The following is a 16,423-nucleotide window of genomic DNA, read 5'->3' as shown; positions in this document are numbered from 1 at the left end:
ACCCGATTGTAACCGTTCAAAATAGGTTCGAATAAAAAACAAAACTTGATTCGACTTTACGATCGATTCTCAGAGACTGGACCCGAGTCCCGATTTCTCATGTTCGCGAAGAAGACATATTTTGCAGTTCAACAAAACTCGGTGCAAAGACCGTTAGACCTCTCTCCAAGAATCTCCAATTCGTGGAACGCATCGAGCCGCGCACTAATGATCATCTCATTCATCGCAATCGTCTTATTCTCCTGCAAGACGACCGAGACAACCGCATCCGAAAGAGAGATTTTTCTTTCCAGAACCGACTTAAAAGCACCGGAAATTCGGGCCGGAAAAGTGTTTCTCGCGGGTCATACGGGCGATCATACGTTGGACACGCCGGAGATTCTTCAGTTGATGAAAACCCTCGTGGAAGATACGGTCCGGAAAGATTTTTCCAAACTCGGAGATCAGGTTTCTCCCAAGGACGGATTGCTTCTTGATCTGAAAGGAATTTGGACTCGTGAAGAAATTAGAAAGGAACTTCTAAAAAAAGGGAATTATTTCGAGACGTATTTTTTTGACCGGGAGCTTTTGAAAAAACAGAAGAATTCGGAGAACGTTCGAACGGTTCGGGATTTGTTTTTACTTTCCGGCGGAATCGAAGTCGAGTTCTATTACGAAAGTATGACCGAATGCGAATTAAAGCTTCGATTCAAAAATAACGTAGAACTGGAGAAGGAACTTCTCAATCCATACTTTAAGAAAGTGCAGGGGAAATGGTATCTTCACAGAATGTTTTAATCAGCCCTAAGCCCGCAGGAGCGCCGAAATTTCCTAAGAAATGGTTTCTCTTCGGATTGCTCGGACTCGCCGTCGTTTTGATTTTTCCGATTACTACGACTGCGGAGGTAATCCCGCTCGAGCCTAACCTCGCCGAGGAAGAAGACAAAAAGAAATCGAACGCGAGTTCCAATTCTCCCGAAGAAAAAAAATCGCAAGGGACAAAGGACGCGCAAAATCAAACGCAGATCGAGTCGCAAACGCAATCACAAGTTCAGCCGCAAAGTTCGACGACCTACGGCCAATCCGTTTTTTCCGGAAAGATCATCGACTGGGACGTGGAACGTCTGACGGAATACGCGGTCTCGAACAATCCGTTGTATCTCGCGGAAAAACAAAACATGGGAATCGAACGGGGAAGGGTGATTACAGCTTCTTTGTATAGAAACCCGATCGTACAATACCAACAACAATTCATTGGGGTTCCGGGCGGCGGTGGAAACTCCGGGCCGCAGATTCTCGGTGCAAACGGATCGCAAGGAGGAAGCACGGAGATTGCGCCTGCCCTCTATCAAGATGTGGACGTGTACGGAATCATTTCTCTCCGATCCAAGGTCGCTAAAAAATCCTTCGAAGCGGTTCTCGGAGAATTCGACAACTTCGACAGGCTTTTTAGGCTCAGACTGAGACAGAACTATTGGACTTATATCTTCCTAACTAATTTAGTAGATTATAATAAAGAATTTTACGAAAATTACAGCGACCTTCTGGAACTCACGAAGTTTCGCGTGGAAAAGGGCGACATTTCTCCGCTCGAATTCGAACGTCTCGAGTTGGAAAGAATTCAGGTCGAGAAGTTTTACCGCGACGCGCTCGTGCGCAGGCAGTTCGTCGAAAAAGAGCTGAGAATTCTTACCGGAATCAAGGAATCGGAAGGAATATTCGCTTTCAAATCGGAGATGAAATTCAAATCCTTAGAGGACTTAGGTCTTCGGCTTAAGGATTCCACGATCGCTTCGGTCAACCGTCCCGACATCGCCGCTCTGGAAGAACGCGTTAAAGAGAAGAAGCTCAACATCGATCTCCAAAGAAGGGAAGCCCTCGGTTATCTCCAGGTCGGAGGCGAATGGAGAATCAAGGGCAACGAACACTACGCTGGCGTATTCGCTACGATTCCTCTTCCGTTGAACGACCGAGGTCAGGGAAAGGTTCTTTCGGCTAAAGAAGAACATAAAAAGTTCGAACTCGCGCTCGAAGCCAAAAAGCGCGAGGTCAACGAGGAAATCGAAGCTTCCAAGAAGGAACTTCTCGCGCGAGAAGACCTTCTCGCCAAATACGAACGAATCAATCTATTACAGAAAAACAAACAGTTGGAACAAAAATCCAGGATAGCGTATGTCCGTGGTGCGTCCGATCAGGTGACCTTTCTCCAGGCCGAAAAGAATTATCTTACGGTCCTCAGAGATTATTACGAAGTATTGTATCTCTACTACAATGCGGTCGAAATTTACAAGGCGGCGGTCGGTAAAAAAACAGAGAGGGATTAAAAAGCCCCATCCCGGAGATTTGTATGATCAATTTCTTAAACCGTTATAGAACGACTCTTATCCTTCTTGCGATCGTAAGCGCGGGATACTTCGGTTACAAAAAATTCTTCTCCAAAAAAGCGGAAGAGAAAAAGCCCGTAGCGGTCAGTAAAAACAGATTCACCGTTTCCGAGGAGATTTTAAAACGACATCCTCTCACGTTAGTCGCTCTTAAAGAAGTTTCCGCCTTTGACGAGGTCGCTCTTCCGGGAAGAATTTCCTACGATCCGGAAAGTATGGCGAGAGCCGGTTCCACCGTGGAAGCGAGAATCAAAAAGGTTCTCGTACGCGAAGGGGATCGGGTTAGTCAAGGTTCTCCTCTTGCGATTCTTTCTTCGGTCGTTCTCGGAGAAGTGGAAGCTTCTTATGTGAAAGCAAGAGCGAGTCTCGAAGCGTTGAAACTTCAAGCGGACCGGGCCAAGGAACTCTTCGACATGAAAGTGACCTCCGCGAAGGACTACGAGTTCGCGAACATGCAGTATAAAACCGCAAAGACCGAAGTGGAAACGACTCGGATCAAACTGGAAAACTACGGTTTGACGCCGGGCGAAATCGCCGGAATCGAAAGAGGGGTTTACGTTTCCTCCAACCTCGTTCTCCGCAGTCCGATCAACGGAGAAGTCACCGAAAGAAAGGCCGTGCAGGGACAACAGGTCACAAGAAACGAGGATCTGTTTACGATCGCCAATCTCACCAATCTGATGGTTCTTCTCGAAGTGTATGAAAAGGATTTGGGCACGATCGCCGAAGGAGCCGACGCGATGATTTATCCTCTCGGAGATGAAAAATCTCCCGGGATTAAGGGCGAGGTTGCATACGTGGGAACGGTTCTGGATAATATCAAACGAACCGCCAAACTTCGAATCATGGTTTCCAACCGGAACGGAAAACTGAAACCGGGACAATCCGTGACCGCAAAGGTGAAAGGAATGGTCGTGAATACGGGCGAACCGAGACGCACGGTTCCTCTCGAAGCGGTACATGAGATCGAAGGAAAATCGATCGTCTTTCTCCAAAACGAAGACGGAAGTTTTGAGGCGACCGAAGTCATCACGGGTGATACGGTCGGAGACGAGGTTGTCATCAAAGCGGGTTTGAAAGAAGGAGCGCAGATCGTTTCCAAAGGTTCGTTCATTTTAAAAAGCGAATACTTGAAGTTGTAGTTGAAGTTTTCGATATTTAGGAAGTTGGGTAATGTTAAAATTTTATGATCATTCTTAAGAATTTCTAAAGGGTTGATAATTATTGACGATTAAATAACATAGGTGAATATTAGGACGGGTTTGTCTTTTTTATGCTCCAGTCAGATGAAATAATAAACAAATGTGTTGCTATTGGAAAAGCAATCATTTCAGCGCTAACAACGCACATTGAAGTTCCCGTTATCTTTACGATTGAAGATGATACGTATGTATATTCGTATTGCCCTAAGTTCGGAATTTTTGCATACGGGGATTCCCTAGAAATTGCTAAAGATAATTTAGCCTCGGCGATTTCCGTTAATATGCAGGCTTTATTTAAGGAAAATCGAATTAAGGATATATTCGAAAATCAGCTTGATCAGGTTTATTTGAATGCCTATGAAAAGATCAAAGATAAATTGTCTTTGGAGGCTTTAGAAGTCATTTGTGCATATCATTATGATAAGGATCAGGTCGAGACGATCAGAGGGACAAAGAAGCAACCTCAGATATACGATTTGACCGAAGAGATTAAACTTAAAATTGATTTAATTGAAGTAAAACGCAATACAGTCGCCGCATAATATTAGCTATTTATTATGTCTTCTGTAAAAAAGATCAAATATTGCAATGCACTTGATTTTTTGCAGAATTATCTTCCTGAGGAATTTACTTTTATTGAAACTAAAATTTCCACGGGAGGAAAAAGAGTCCTCCTTTGTTGGAATGAAAATATCCAGCCTCTTCAAGACAATAAGCCCAGATTTTTTTCGGAATTCGGTAGGGAATATATGGGCGTCTCCAATACGAACGAACCGCATATCGAATATATTCGGAAACATTTAGAAAAAATGTATTATGCTTTATTAAAGTTAAAATCGGTTGGAAAGATTAAAGAGATATCCTTTACGGTCGACGAGATTTTGGGAAAGATCGATTGGAAAGAAAAGGAAAAGCCGAATCTATGGCAGCAGTTTTCTTGATTTAGTGAATGCGCTTGTACTACTCCGAATCGAAATGGTCCTTGAAACTTTTGACTGACTTAGAACCCGAACTCAACTACGAGCCTCGTCGATATAAAAAGCGACGATCATTCATGCGAAAGTTAGATATTTTCGCGACTCGATTACTGAACTCATAAATCACTATGAGAAACTAAATGCTGAAATCAATTGGGATGCGGATGGGTTCCCCGGAGGAACTAAACCCGCCGATCACAATCCCCCGACAAGTTTTACTATTTTTGTGTTGACTTAGCATTTATTCACTACTAAGTTGTTTAGTATGAAAGACCTGACAGACAAGCAACAGGCTGTCCTCACATTCATTACTGCAATCATTAAGGAACGCGGTTTTCCTCCAACGATCCGGGAAATCGGAGACGAGTTCGGAATCACCGCAAAAGGCGCTTACGATCACCTCAAGGCAATCGAAAAAAAGGGATATCTCAAGACCGCCAAGAACCAATCCCGTGCGATAGAACTCATCCGTCAAAGCCCGATGGAATCTCTTCCCGTACAAGCGACGAGTATTCCCGTAATCGGTCGAGTTGCGGCCGGTCTTCCGATCTTCGCGGAAGAAAACATCGAATCCTATATTCCCGTTCCCGACGAGATGGCAAAAGGTAACGTTCCCATGTATGCGCTTCGGGTTCAGGGAGATTCGATGGTGGAAGCGGGAATCAACGACGGCGATATCGCGATCATCGAAAAACGGGATATTGCACGCAACGGTGAAATCGTAGTCGCGCTCATTGAGGACGAGGCCACGTTGAAAGTATATTATAAAGAGCAGGATCAGATTCGACTCGAAGCGAGAAATCCGAAATACAAACCGATCAAAACCAAGAAAGCAACGGTGATGGGTAAGCTGATCGGATTGTATCGAATTTACTGATTGACAGAGGGAGAAACTCGACTGAAACTTCGGACAGAGTGTTTCAACGAAATTTCTTCCTCTGTATTCTCCTCCTTTTCGTTCTCCAGTGCAGTCCTCCTAAAAAAGATATCACCGACGGCGATCTGAAAAGGGTTCTGGAACGGGTCAGCATCGCGAGAATCAACGCGAACCTCAAGGCTTCTTCCGGGAAAGCCGCACCCAACGATCTCACATTTTTTCTCGAAGCCTGTTCCGTCTATCGACTGGACCCCGATCGTGTATTGGATCGACTGAAAGAAAAAAGTCCCGCGCTGCACGAGGCATTGATCAAACAATATGAAAAGTAAAGAAAGAATGGTCTGGATTGGAATCGTTTCCTTTCTCAGCTTCGCACTAATTCTCCCGACAGGAACCGTAAAAGGAATATCCAAAGCGGGAGAATCCTATCTCCAAATCTTCCACGAAGTATTGTCCGTCATTCATAGCGATTACGTGGAATCCGTGGACGAAGAAAAACTCTACGTCGGAGCAATCCGCGGATTGATTTCTTCGCTCGGCGATCCGCATTCCCGATTTATGGATAAGGATGATTTCTCCCAACTCCAAGAAGAAACCCGTGGAAGTTTCGGAGGACTCGGGATGGAAGTCTCTTTCGCAGACGGAGCCATCGTTGTCATATCGCCGATCGAAGACACACCCGCGATGAAAGCGGGAATTCTTCCACAGGATCGAATCGTCGAAATCGACGGAAAGAACACGCACGATCTATCTCTTTCCGATTCCATCAAACTCATGAGAGGAAAAGTCGGAACTTCGGTGTCGATCAAACTCGAACGAAAGAATCAGAAGGAACCGATTCTTCTCACGTTAGTCCGAGAAATGATCAAGATCCGTTATGTGCGTTCTTCGTATCTGGAAAAGGAAAAACTCGGTTATATCAAACTCAATCAGTTCATGGGAAAGGACAGCACGCTTTCCGAATTCAAAAAGGAACTGAATTCTCTCAAAGATAAGGGCGCGGAAGGATTGATCGTCGATCTCCGAATGAATCCGGGCGGACTTTTGGATCTTGCGATCACTCTTTCCGATCTTTTCTTAAAACCGGATCTCGATATCGTTTCCGTGCGGGGAAGAGGCGGGGAACTCGTTCGCGTGTTCCGTTCCACGACCGCAAACGATAAAATCACCAATTTGCCGTTGGTCGTTTTGATCAACGAAGGTTCCGCCAGCGCTTCCGAAATTTTTGCGGGAGCGATGCAGGATCATGGAAGAGGAAAAATTCTCGGGACGGTTTCTTTCGGAAAAGGTTCCGTTCAAAACATCTATCCTCTTTCGCATAACACGGGAATCGCGCTTACGATTCAGAAATATTATACTCCGAGCGGAAAGTCGATTCACGGAAAAGGAATCCAACCCGACGTTGTCGTAAAATCGGTGGAGCCTACGGAAGACGATCGATTTTACATCCGCAAAATGGCCGAAAAGAAAATGCTCGAAGCCTTTCTTGCAAAGAATCCGAATTATTCCGAAGCGAACTTTGTCCTCTTTGAAAAGTATCTCTCGGAAAAAGGAATCAAACTTTCCACCGACGTCGCCAAATTCTTATACAAAAGCAGAAGCCAACAAGACAGTCACAACGGAATCCCCGACGTGGAACTGGACCCGCAGCTTCGTAAAGCGATCGAAATTCTCAGTGCTCCGAAAGACGGAGAAAAGAAACCTACAAACGCATGATCGGAATGGGAATCGAAACCAGTTGCGACGAGACCTCCATCGGAATCGTCCGCGACGGGAAAGAGAACCTCAGTCTTAGAATTTTCAGTCAGATCGATCTGCACAAACCCTACGGCGGAATCGTTCCGGAAATCGCTTCGCGCGCTCATCTGGAAAAGATCAACCTTCTGCTCGAAGAAGCGATGGAAGAGGCAAAGATCGGGTTCGAGGACCTTTCCTACGTCGCTGTGACTTCTTCTCCCGGTTTGACCGGTTCTTTGATGGTCGGTGCGCAGATGGCCCGTTGCATTCACATGGTTTACGGGACTCCGATTTTACCGGTTTGTCATCTTCAATCGCACTTTGCCGTTTTACACTTGGAGGGAGTTCCCACGGAATTCCCCGTTCTAGGATTATTGCTCTCCGGTGGGAATTCCGCCATTTACACATTGAAAGAATTTGGTAGAATGGAACTTCTCGGCGATACGATGGACGACGCTTTGGGAGAAGCCTTTGATAAGGTTGCGGGACTTTTGGATCTGCCTTATCCGGGCGGGCCGTATATAGAAGCGAAAGCGAACGCCTATGTTCCCGCTCCGGACGAAAAACCGATTCTTCCTCCGCTGCTTCGGAATCTTCCTCACAACGAGGTTTCATTCTCTTTCAGCGGACTCAAGACGGCGGTGATGGTTCAACTGGAAAAACAAAAGGATCTTTCTCAGGAAAGGATCTGTTGGAACTTTCAGAATTCCGCGTTCGATCTTGTGGAACGGAATCTCAAACGGGCCGTCGCGAAAACGGGAATTCGTCGGGTCTTTGCCGCGGGGGGAGTGTTGGCAAACGGCACGCTTCAGAAACGATTGCAGTCTTGGGCTGAAAAGAATTCAGTGGAACTTTATACTCCCAAGAGAAAAATTTATTGTACCGATAACGGTGCCATGGTAGCGTCTTTGGGATACTATCTTTTTCAGAAAGGCTATCAGAGAGATATCGATTTTACGGTCAGTCCGTCCAGACAGGAGATTTTTACATGAAACTCAAACTCAGTTGGGTTCCTAACACTCTTACGCTCGGAAATCTCACGATGGGATTCAGCGCTATGCTCGTTGCGTCCGAAGCCGGTTCCCGGGGCGGAAGCGAGTTACAGGCATACACACTTGCAGGATTCTTTATATTGCTTGCGGCTCTCTGCGACGGACTCGACGGCATGGCCGCAAGAGCGCTCAACGCGACATCCGAATTGGGAGCCGATCTGGACAGTCTTGCGGATTTGACCGCTTTCGGAATCGCTCCGGGTTATCTAATGTATCAGATGGTTCTTTGCGAATACAAGATCGACGTCTTCGGTAAGGAAGATCTTTTTCCGATCGGAATGCTCGTTGCCGCGATCTTCCCGATCTGCGCCGCGTATCGACTCGCGCGTTTCAACGTCGCACACGATCCGAAATCCTTTACGGGGCTTCCTTCTCCTGTGGCGGGCGTAACCGTCGGATTTTTTCCGATCTTTTTGAATGCGAACTCCGCTCCTCATTGGATTACGATCACCGGATTCGTTTTGATCGCGATCTTGATGGTTTCCAACATACGTTATTCGAAACCGCAGGCCGCCATTCGATCCAAGCTCAATCCTACGAGATTGTTTTTACTCGTGGCGGGAATCACGATTCTGCTCGCTCTTGTAGGACTCAACCGCTGGCCTTGGCTGATCTACGGATTGATTTTCTTTTACATCTTTTCCGGAATCATGACCTTTCTCATTCACTTGATCCAAGAATTCCGAGTGAAGTTGGACTAAAACGGAAACTGCACCTGCAAGTTGATCCAAATTCCGTCGCCTTTACTTTCCTTCTTTCGGGAATGGCTCACCGTAAAAGCGATGGTCGGCGATAAAAGCCGCAGACGAAACGAAGAAGAACGATCCGTAAAGATCAGACTCGTTTCGTCCCGTGCGGTTCTCGCCTCGAATACCGAATCGGTTCGGTTTCCTTCTTTTTGAAACAGAAACGCGCCTTCTAAGTTCCAAGTTTCCGCGATTCGAAAGGACCATTTCCCTTCCGTGATCGTGTCTCCGTTGATTCTCCATTCTTGTCCCGCTTCGATCGTAAAACGATTTCGGTATAAACCGTAATAAAGTCCGCGGCCGATCGTTTCGTTCGTATAACTTCTCAAGGAAAGAAGAATTCCTCCGTAGAAAGGATCGTAAATCATCGGAGCCTTGCCTCCGATGATTTCCCAACGTTTTGAAGACGAGGCGGAAGGAATATTAGAATTTTCGAATACAGAGGATCGTGTCGTTTCGTTTACGAAAAAGGGATTCGATTTTGAAATCGCCTCGAACGGAGTTTCGGAAGTCGCGTAGTTTGCAGCCGGAAAAGAACGGTTCCACGCTCGAATCCATTCCATCGAGAACGCGGAGTGCGAAACGATCGCAAAACGTGCGAGTTCCGCCTTACCTTTCAGTTCGTTCCGATCCGGGTCGAGCGCGAAAAGATCCTCGCTTTTTCCGCGATACCCGGTCAGACGAAATTCGGAATCCAAACGTTCCGAAAACATCGAAGTATAAAACGTCCCGCCGATTTCCTTTTTCTCACCGACGGTTTGAATTCTGGAAACGATCTTCGGACCGGGAAGATTCCAATTCTTCGATTGGAAATTGAGAGAAACGTAATGTTTAGAAATCTCGGGAGAATACGCGGCTTCGAATAACTTCTTTGGAGAAAGAAGATAATACCCGGCTCCGCGTTTCGCTTCTTGTTCGGAATAATACGCTCCGAACGACCAGTCCTTCCAGATCAGCCCGAAAAATCCAGAACGATGCACGGCTTGATCGATCTCCGGAAGCGCGGTGTAAAAATCGTTGTCCCTCAGGAAATAAAAATTCTCCAGAGGTCGAAACCGATGTCCGAAACTCGCACGAACGTATTTGTGATCTACTTTGGCGGAGAAAAGCGGGGTTCCGTTTCGAGTTTCGAAAAAGCCGGTCCAACAAAACCGAGCCGGCTCTTTCTGAATCAAGTTCTTAATTCCGGAAACGGATCGGGGATGTTCGACAGAATTTTTCCGAGCTGTTGTCTTCGAAACTCCATCTTCGAAGGTCGCGAAATTGACTGAGTCGACCGGGGCAGGCTGCGGAGCTGCCATCGGGCAATTCGAAGTTTTCAAAAACCAATTCTCTTTTGCCGTATGTGTATATCTCGATTCGTAGGTTTCCAGGGTCGCTCCTATCCGCGATTCAACCGCGGCGAGCGGAAACCGCACGCAAAGAAATGCGACTGAGGTTAGAAAGTAAAATGCGGATAGGAATGAAAACCGTAACGCGTAAAATTTCGAATACGAAAGAATCGTAAAAAATCGGAATATTCTAAAAAACGAATTCTCTTTCGAGCTCACGGATTTTCCTTTCGGACTTTTCTCCGTGAACGTTTGTCTCGATTTGCGCATTCGAACTTCACGGTTTTTCTCCGCGAATCTTCTTGTTTAAAAGGACGTAAATCTTCGTTTGTTCTTTTTCCGAAAGGGAACGGAAGAACTCCGCGAATTCGTTTCGAGAACGCGCGCTTTCTTTGGAGATTCGCAGCGCGGCCGCCAGCGCAAATCCCGCCGACAAAAGTTCCTGCAGTGTTAAAGAGACATTCGTATAACGATGAATCGACGATCTTCGGACAAAATCGGGCGTCTCGGAAATTTCCTTGTTTTTTCCGTAAGAGCGATCATACTCGACCGCCGGTTCGCGATCGACGCGATTCGCGGAGGAAATCCGAGTCGCTCGGGAATCGGATTCTTTTTCGAAAAGATCTCCGACGTCCGCACGCGCGGAAAACGAAACGTCTTGATCGATCGCGCTTTGATTTCCAAAAAACGAAACGGCGGCATTCCCCCAGGCAAATCCGATTCCGAGCGTAAAACGATCTTCGGTATGAGCCTCCGTCCAAGTTCTTGAAATTCCCGCAAACAACCGAAGTTCCCGGTTCAATGGAGAATGCAGTAAAAGAGAAACGTTTCGAAATTCTTCTCCGGTCTTTCCGAAAAGATGGATCGACTGTCGAGTCGGAATCTCCAATCGAAATCCGATCACACAAAGGTCCTTTTGTCCGCGTTCCCAACCGGCAAACAAAGAAGAAGAAAAAGAATTCTCCCTCGAAACGAAAGAATAACCGAAGCCCGCGTAGGTTTGATGAACGAGCGGAGAGATTTCCGTTGCGGTTCTATGATTCACATAAACGAACGAAGTCTTCCAAAGATGTTCGTTTCGTTTTGCGACAAAGAATTCTCCGGAAGCTCCGAACGAGGGAGGAAATTTCTTTTTTGCTTCGGTCAAAATTCCCAAAGCAAGGGAAGAATTCTTCGGAGAAAGAAAGAAGGCCGGATCGATATCCGAACGAAACCGTTTGTGTTCGTCGTCTTCCGCACACAAACCGCTTGTGAAAACGCAAAGGAGGCAAACCCAAAACAAAATCGTTGTCGGTTTGGAAACTTTGGAACGGGAGAATTCTTTTTTCCGCACGTTCGAAGCGGTTCGCGTCAACGAAGCTCAAGCGTTCGCTTTGAAAAAAAATCGAAATTGCTTTCGAAAAAAAATTCAAACGAAACGTTTTTGTCCGGGGGAAACGTTAAGATAGGATTCAGAAACCGAGGAAAACACGGGGTTTTGGGACTCAAAAAGACTTCTGGATCGAAAATCGAGGATTTTCGAAAAAAAAGAGTGTTTTGAGTTGACATTTACTACTATTTTGATTAGTATATACATATCCGTTTAGTGGATTATCCTGTGGTTTTATCTGTTTATGTCGTCTAATTTATTAAGAATGGAGAGAAGACTATGATCATTCGATCTCTGCAAGAATCAGCAAATTACCAGAGAAAACGCGGTGGTCTCGCCGGTGCCGGTCCTAACTGGAAGGAACGGACTCGCGCGGGTGAGTCGAATCTTAAATCCTTCGCGGATTATCTGGAAGAAGCGTTTGAAGGGGAAGTAGTTCAAAAAGGAACCTGGTTTGCAGATTCACTTTCTGAGCTCAGCAAAAACAACCTGAAGCGGATTTGAAATCTAGCGGAAAACTCTCTGAAAGGTTGGGTCCTTTTCCCGATCCCAGAACGCGGATTGCGTATGAAGCCGAATCCCTGGAAGATTGGGAACTTTTGGCGGTACTTCTGGGAAGAGGGAATCGGGCTCAGCCGATCGAGGAATTGAGCCGCAATATCTTGCATCAAAGTAAGGGACTGGGCGGACTTCTTCAAAAACAAGTTTCGGATCTTCGTAGGATTCCCGGGATCGGCAACGCAAAGGCGACCGCCTTAATCGCCGCCATCGAATTTGCAAGACGCCTCAAATGGGAAGCGCTCAAAGGGAAACGTTATTCCAGCAAGCAGCTTCTGAACTTTTTATCCACAAGTTTAATCCCTAAAAACAGGGAATGTTTCGTTCTCATCACTCTTTCACCCGAAGGTTCCGTGTTACGCGCCGAAGTCGTTGCGACCGGAAGTCTGGAAGAAGTCGGAGTACAAAGCCGAGACTTATTGAAGATCATTTTGAACGACGCGGCTTCCGCCGTGATCATCGCGCACAATCATCCCGAATCCGGCTGCAAACCGAGCCGAGAAGATATTTGGATTTATAAGAATTTCGGCAAGTTGTTGGATTCTCTCGGAATCGACCTCTTGGACCAATGGATTTTTGGAATTGACGGGATCTATTCCTGTAAGGAAGGTAAGGTTCTTCAGGCGTAACGCAGTGTTGAAAAATTTGCCGATTCTTTGGATCTTAGTGCGGAGAGATTACGCCTTACAATTTGCGGGAAGTTCCTTGGGAATCTCGTGGATGCTGATTCAAAACCTGAGTTTGATCCTGATCTATACGATCGTCTTTTTATTTCTTCATTTAAAAGGAAATCCCGAATCCGCTTCCGACTTCATCGGATACGCGTTCAGCGGTCTTTTGTTTTGGATTCCTCTTCAGGAATACATGATCCGCGGGACTTCCATTCTTACCGAAAACAGACAACTCATTAAACGGTCTCCTTTGGGTCCCGAGATTTTTCTTTGGATTCCTTACGCGCAGATGCTCGTTCATTTCGCCGTGACGGCGGTTCCGATTCTGGCCGTTCTGATTGCATTAGATAAATTGAATGTTTATTTTTTCCCGTTCGGTATTTTGATCGTGGTCGTCACGGGATATCTGCTTTCTTTCGTGCAGGGTTATCTCGCGAGAGCCAACGTGATTCTCCGGGACATCACTCCTCTGATTCGACTGATCTCCCAATTCTTCTTTTGGTCGCTGCCGATCCTATACGTTTCCTCCGGCTTTTTGCAGGAAGTCAACGTTTGGAATCCGTTGAACTTTCCTTTGGAAGTTTTCCGTTACGTTTTATTAAACGACTTCGTTCCCGTTTTCCATTGGAAAGAATTTCTTCCGTCCCTGATTCTTTTCCCTTTGGTAGGAATTCTCAGCCGTTCTAAATTTCATTCCGTCATTTTGGATCATCTTTGAGCTTAAAAGTAGAAAATCTGAATAAGGTTTACGCCGGTTTTAGCGGCCCTTCCAAGCGGATTTTAAACGTACTAACGCTCGGTTTTTTCGGGAACGACGTGCGTTACGACGCTCTGAAAAACGTAAGCTTTGAAATCGGTTCCGGAGAAATCGTCGGTTTAATCGGAAGAAACGGCGCGGGAAAGTCCACGTTGCTAAAAGTCCTCACGGGAGTTTCCTCGTACGCGTCGGGAAAAATTCTAAAAACGGGAACTCTTCGATCCATCCTCGAACTCGGAGTAGGATTCAACCCCGAACTTGACGGACGGGAAAATCTGTATTACAACGGTCTCGTTTGGGGACTCAGTCCGAAAGAAATCGAATCTTCGATGGAGGAGATTTTCGAGTTCTCCGGTTTAAAAGAATTTAAGAATATTCCAATCAAACAATATTCTTCCGGGATGGTGATGCGTCTCGGTTTTGCGCTCGCGACGTTCGCGAGGCCCGACATTCTCATCGTGGACGAGGCTCTTGCGGTGGGAGACGCGAGCTTTCAGCAGAAATGTCTGCAGCGTTTTCGTTCGTTTCAGGAAGAAGGAACTCTGACGCTCATCGTCAGTCACGATCTCGAACTTTTAAAGTCCGTCTGTTCCCGGGTTCTCATTTTGGAAAAAGGAAAACTGGTTTTTGACGGAGATCCCGTCGATGGATTTCGCGAATACATGCAGATCATCGCGGATGCGGGGAGCGAACAGGAAAACGTTCTTCCTTTGCAGAAGGATTCTCCCGTGGAAACTCTTTCGGTCGGAATTCAACACAAGGGCCGGATCAATCCGAAAATTCTTCCGGTCGGAGCGGAAGTGGAAATAACTGTCGGCGTAAAATTCAAAAAGGAAATCCCCGATTTGACGGTCGGTTTTCACATCGACGACGCTCGGGGAATCCGTGCTTTCGGGACGAACACGTTTCATCTCGGGAATTCGTTGAAAAACATCCGCGCGGGAGAATCGGTCCGGGCGCAGTTCCGACTTCCTCTGAATTTTTCCGCAGGAAAGTATTCGCTCGGGATCGCGTTGCACGAAGGGGACAATCACGTGGGAAGCAATTACCTTTGGAAGGACGGGATTCTTTCTTTTGAGTTGGAACGGCTCGATCTCCCGAAATTCGAGGGCGCGGCTTGGTTGCCGGTCGAGTGCCGCCTGGAAAAAGACGCTTCTTCCTGATTTATTTTTCTTTCTCACCCCGGAAAGCCCGGAATCCTGGTTCTCAATATGAAAGTTTGTGTGATTGGAAGCGGTTATGTCGGTCTTGTCGCTGGGGCTTGTTTTGCGGAATATGGAAATCACGTGATTTGCGTCGATAAAGACGAAACGAAAATCGCAAATCTTAAAAAAGGAATCATTCCCATCTATGAGCCGGGTCTTTCCGAATTGGTTTTGACCAATTGGAAGGAAAAACGGTTGGATTTTACGACTTCTCTCAAGGAAGGCGTGGAAAATTCGGAAATCATTTTTATCGCTGTGGGAACTCCCACACTCCCGGACGGATCGTCGGATCTTTCCGCCGTCTTTGCGGTCGCAAAGGAAATCGGTAAATCCATCAACGGCTACAAGGTCATTGTGGATAAGTCCACCGTTCCGGTCGGAACTGCGGCTCAAGTCAAAGCGATTATCGCCAACGAAACCAAACAAGAATTCGACGTCGTTTCCAACCCGGAATTTTTGAAAGAAGGCGCGGCGATCGACGACTTTATGCGTCCGGAAAGAGTCGTGATCGGAGCGGAAACGCAAAAAGCCGGCGACCTCATCGCACAATTGTACGCGCCTTTCGTTCTCAACGGAAATCCGATTCTCCGTATGGGAGTGGTTTCCGCGGAACTTACCAAATACGCGTGCAACGCGTTCCTCGCGACGAAAATCTCATTTGCCAACGAGATCGCGAATCTTTGCGAAGCCGTCGGAGGAAATTACGAAGACGTGCGCAAAGGAATGGGAACCGACTCCAGAATCGGAAGACAGTTCTTGTACGCTGGAATCGGATACGGAGGTTCCTGTTTTCCGAAGGACGTCCGCGCCCTCATCAAAACGTCGGAAGACGAAGGCGCGCCCTTGCAGATCATCCGCAAAGTGGAAGAAGTCAACGAAGCGCAAAAACTCAGACTCTATGAGAAAATCGTAAAGTTTTACGGAGAATCCGGTCTTGCCGGAAAAACCTTCGCGGTTTGGGGGCTTTCCTTTAAACCGGGAACGGACGATATGAGAGAGGCTCCTTCGATTCCTCTTTTGCTCAAACTACATGATAAAAACGTAAAGTTACAGGTTTATGATCCGGTTTCTAAAGAGACTTCGGGTCATTATTTCGAAGGGAAGGTGCAATATGCGGACGACGCTTATTCCGCTCTCAAAGACGCGGACGCTCTTCTTCTTTTAACCGAATGGAGAGAATTCAGAGAACCCGATTTCGGGAAAATGAAGAGCTTGATGAAACAAAGCGTGATCTTCGACGGAAGAAATCAGTATTCTCCGGAATCGATGAAAAAACAAGGGTTTCAATATTTCTCGATCGGAAAACCGGCCGTATAAATTTTGTTAAGCGAATCCCTGCCGTCGCACGACAGCGGGGACGTAAGTTCGTTTAACGGCCGAACGGTTTTCTAAAATATTCTTCATAAGAAAATCGGAATGCGTTTAACAATCGACGCGTTCGAGTGATATTCCTCTTTGATTTCGGGGTTCATGTCTTTCTTCCGCTCTAAGGACCATCCGAGAAGAAATTCAATAGTTTAGCCAAGAAGAAATCGGACGTGCAGTTAAAAATTGTTTATCGTATGCGAAGAAGCCGCG

The 16,423-nt window shown here is 46.5% G+C and carries 17 protein-coding genes; 15 read left to right on the top strand and 2 right to left on the bottom strand.

All coding sequences use genetic code 11. The features are described from left to right. Positions 1-207 precede the first annotated feature (207 nt). The 10 genes from LFX17_RS13530 (at position 208) to pssA (ending at position 8,909) form a co-directional block, all read left to right on the top strand. Positions 208-777, top strand: a complete 570-nt coding sequence (locus LFX17_RS13530) for a hypothetical protein (protein ID WP_238730717.1) — start codon at positions 208-210, stop codon at positions 775-777. After that, positions 753-2,303, top strand: a complete 1,551-nt coding sequence (locus LFX17_RS13525; RefSeq protein WP_238730716.1) for a TolC family protein — start codon at positions 753-755, stop codon at positions 2,301-2,303. Before LFX17_RS13530 ends, LFX17_RS13525 begins: the two co-directional genes overlap by 25 nt. Before the next feature lie 23 nt (positions 2,304-2,326). Continuing rightward, positions 2,327-3,505, top strand: a complete 1,179-nt coding sequence (locus tag LFX17_RS13520; protein ID WP_238730715.1) for an efflux RND transporter periplasmic adaptor subunit — start codon at positions 2,327-2,329, stop codon at positions 3,503-3,505. A 131-nt stretch (positions 3,506-3,636) separates the two neighbouring features. Continuing rightward, the gene (locus LFX17_RS13515; RefSeq protein ID WP_238747088.1) at positions 3,637-4,107 is read left to right on the top strand and encodes a type II toxin-antitoxin system HicB family antitoxin; all 471 of its coding nucleotides are present in this window, start codon (positions 3,637-3,639) and stop codon (positions 4,105-4,107) included. A gap of 207 nt (positions 4,108-4,314) precedes the next feature. Then, positions 4,315-4,506 (top strand): hypothetical protein, encoded by a 192-nt coding sequence (locus LFX17_RS13510; RefSeq protein WP_238730713.1) that lies wholly within the window; start codon positions 4,315-4,317, stop codon positions 4,504-4,506. Between the two features lie 301 nt (positions 4,507-4,807). Further along, on the top strand, positions 4,808-5,419 hold the full coding sequence (gene lexA / locus LFX17_RS13505) for a transcriptional repressor LexA (RefSeq protein ID WP_118956277.1): 612 nt from the start codon (positions 4,808-4,810) through the stop codon (positions 5,417-5,419). A 38-nt stretch (positions 5,420-5,457) separates the two neighbouring features. After that, on the top strand, positions 5,458-5,748 hold the full coding sequence (locus tag LFX17_RS13500) for an LA_1448 family UV-C exposure upregulated protein (RefSeq protein WP_238730712.1): 291 nt from the start codon (positions 5,458-5,460) through the stop codon (positions 5,746-5,748). Beyond that, positions 5,738-7,135 carry a S41 family peptidase gene (locus LFX17_RS13495; protein ID WP_238730711.1) on the top strand — a complete coding sequence of 466 codons (1,398 nt, stop codon included), beginning with the start codon at positions 5,738-5,740 and terminating at the stop codon, positions 7,133-7,135. The genes LFX17_RS13500 and LFX17_RS13495 overlap by 11 nt, the downstream gene beginning before the upstream one ends. After that, the gene (gene tsaD, locus LFX17_RS13490) at positions 7,132-8,148 is read left to right on the top strand and encodes a tRNA (adenosine(37)-N6)-threonylcarbamoyltransferase complex transferase subunit TsaD (RefSeq protein WP_238747087.1); all 1,017 of its coding nucleotides are present in this window, start codon (positions 7,132-7,134) and stop codon (positions 8,146-8,148) included. Before LFX17_RS13495 ends, tsaD begins: the two co-directional genes overlap by 4 nt. After that, positions 8,145-8,909 (top strand): CDP-diacylglycerol--serine O-phosphatidyltransferase, encoded by a 765-nt coding sequence (gene pssA, locus LFX17_RS13485; protein WP_238730709.1) that lies wholly within the window; start codon positions 8,145-8,147, stop codon positions 8,907-8,909. The genes tsaD and pssA overlap by 4 nt, the downstream gene beginning before the upstream one ends. Here pssA and LFX17_RS13480 read toward each other — a convergent pair. Then, positions 8,906-10,555, bottom strand: coding sequence for a hypothetical protein (locus LFX17_RS13480; protein WP_406600679.1), 1,650 nt, complete (start codon positions 10,553-10,555; stop codon positions 8,906-8,908). The genes pssA and LFX17_RS13480 overlap by 4 nt on opposite strands. 7 nt (positions 10,556-10,562) lie before the next feature. After that, on the bottom strand, positions 10,563-11,618 hold the full coding sequence (locus tag LFX17_RS13475; RefSeq protein WP_238747083.1) for a hypothetical protein: 1,056 nt from the start codon (positions 11,616-11,618) through the stop codon (positions 10,563-10,565). Positions 11,619-11,933: 315 nt separating this feature from the next. On the opposite strand from LFX17_RS13475, the gene LFX17_RS13470 reads away from it, so the two are divergent. The 5 genes from LFX17_RS13470 to LFX17_RS13450 are packed head-to-tail and all read left to right on the top strand — an operon-like array spanning position 11,934 to position 16,162. Beyond that, positions 11,934-12,158 carry an LIC12298 family protein gene (locus tag LFX17_RS13470; protein WP_010573985.1) on the top strand — a complete coding sequence of 75 codons (225 nt, stop codon included), beginning with the start codon at positions 11,934-11,936 and terminating at the stop codon, positions 12,156-12,158. Further along, a complete protein-coding gene (locus LFX17_RS13465) occupies positions 12,155-12,841 on the top strand; it encodes a JAB domain-containing protein (RefSeq protein WP_238730706.1) in 687 nt (228 codons plus the stop codon). The genes LFX17_RS13470 and LFX17_RS13465 overlap by 4 nt, the downstream gene beginning before the upstream one ends. A gap of 4 nt (positions 12,842-12,845) precedes the next feature. Further along, positions 12,846-13,601, top strand: coding sequence for an ABC transporter permease (locus LFX17_RS13460; protein WP_238747081.1), 756 nt, complete (start codon positions 12,846-12,848; stop codon positions 13,599-13,601). Then, positions 13,598-14,803 (top strand): ABC transporter ATP-binding protein, encoded by a 1,206-nt coding sequence (locus LFX17_RS13455; RefSeq protein WP_238747079.1) that lies wholly within the window; start codon positions 13,598-13,600, stop codon positions 14,801-14,803. The genes LFX17_RS13460 and LFX17_RS13455 overlap by 4 nt, the downstream gene beginning before the upstream one ends. A 48-nt stretch (positions 14,804-14,851) precedes the next feature. Then, positions 14,852-16,162, top strand: coding sequence for a UDP-glucose dehydrogenase family protein (locus LFX17_RS13450; RefSeq protein WP_238747078.1), 1,311 nt, complete (start codon positions 14,852-14,854; stop codon positions 16,160-16,162). Positions 16,163-16,423: the final 261 nt, after the last annotated feature.

Source organism: Leptospira sanjuanensis (assembly GCF_022267375.1).
Taxonomy (GTDB): Bacteria; Spirochaetota; Leptospiria; order Leptospirales; family Leptospiraceae; genus Leptospira; species Leptospira sanjuanensis.
Note: the sequence above shows the minus strand (reverse complement) of the source record. Positions and strands in the feature narration are given on the sequence as shown.

Bases quoted from the DNA above. Each gene is read 5' to 3' on its own strand.
- LFX17_RS13450 (WP_238747078.1), top strand. From the start codon at position 14,852: ATGAAAGTTTGTGTGATTGGAAGCGGTTATGTCGGTCTTGTCGCTGGG.
- LFX17_RS13510 (WP_238730713.1), top strand. From the start codon at position 4,315: ATGGGCGTCTCCAATACGAACGAACCGCATATCGAATATATTCGGAAA.
- pssA (WP_238730709.1), top strand. From the start codon at position 8,145: ATGAAACTCAAACTCAGTTGGGTTCCTAACACTCTTACGCTCGGAAAT.
- LFX17_RS13525 (WP_238730716.1), top strand. From the start codon at position 753: ATGGTATCTTCACAGAATGTTTTAATCAGCCCTAAGCCCGCAGGAGCG.
- LFX17_RS13480 (WP_406600679.1), bottom strand. From the start codon at position 10,555: ATGCGCAAATCGAGACAAACGTTCACGGAGAAAAGTCCGAAAGGAAAA.
- LFX17_RS13515 (WP_238747088.1), top strand. From the start codon at position 3,637: ATGCTCCAGTCAGATGAAATAATAAACAAATGTGTTGCTATTGGAAAA.
- LFX17_RS13495 (WP_238730711.1), top strand. From the start codon at position 5,738: ATGAAAAGTAAAGAAAGAATGGTCTGGATTGGAATCGTTTCCTTTCTC.
- tsaD (WP_238747087.1), top strand. From the start codon at position 7,132: ATGATCGGAATGGGAATCGAAACCAGTTGCGACGAGACCTCCATCGGA.
- LFX17_RS13520 (WP_238730715.1), top strand. From the start codon at position 2,327: ATGATCAATTTCTTAAACCGTTATAGAACGACTCTTATCCTTCTTGCG.
- LFX17_RS13530 (WP_238730717.1), top strand. From the start codon at position 208: ATGATCATCTCATTCATCGCAATCGTCTTATTCTCCTGCAAGACGACC.
- lexA (WP_118956277.1), top strand. From the start codon at position 4,808: ATGAAAGACCTGACAGACAAGCAACAGGCTGTCCTCACATTCATTACT.
- LFX17_RS13470 (WP_010573985.1), top strand. From the start codon at position 11,934: ATGATCATTCGATCTCTGCAAGAATCAGCAAATTACCAGAGAAAACGC.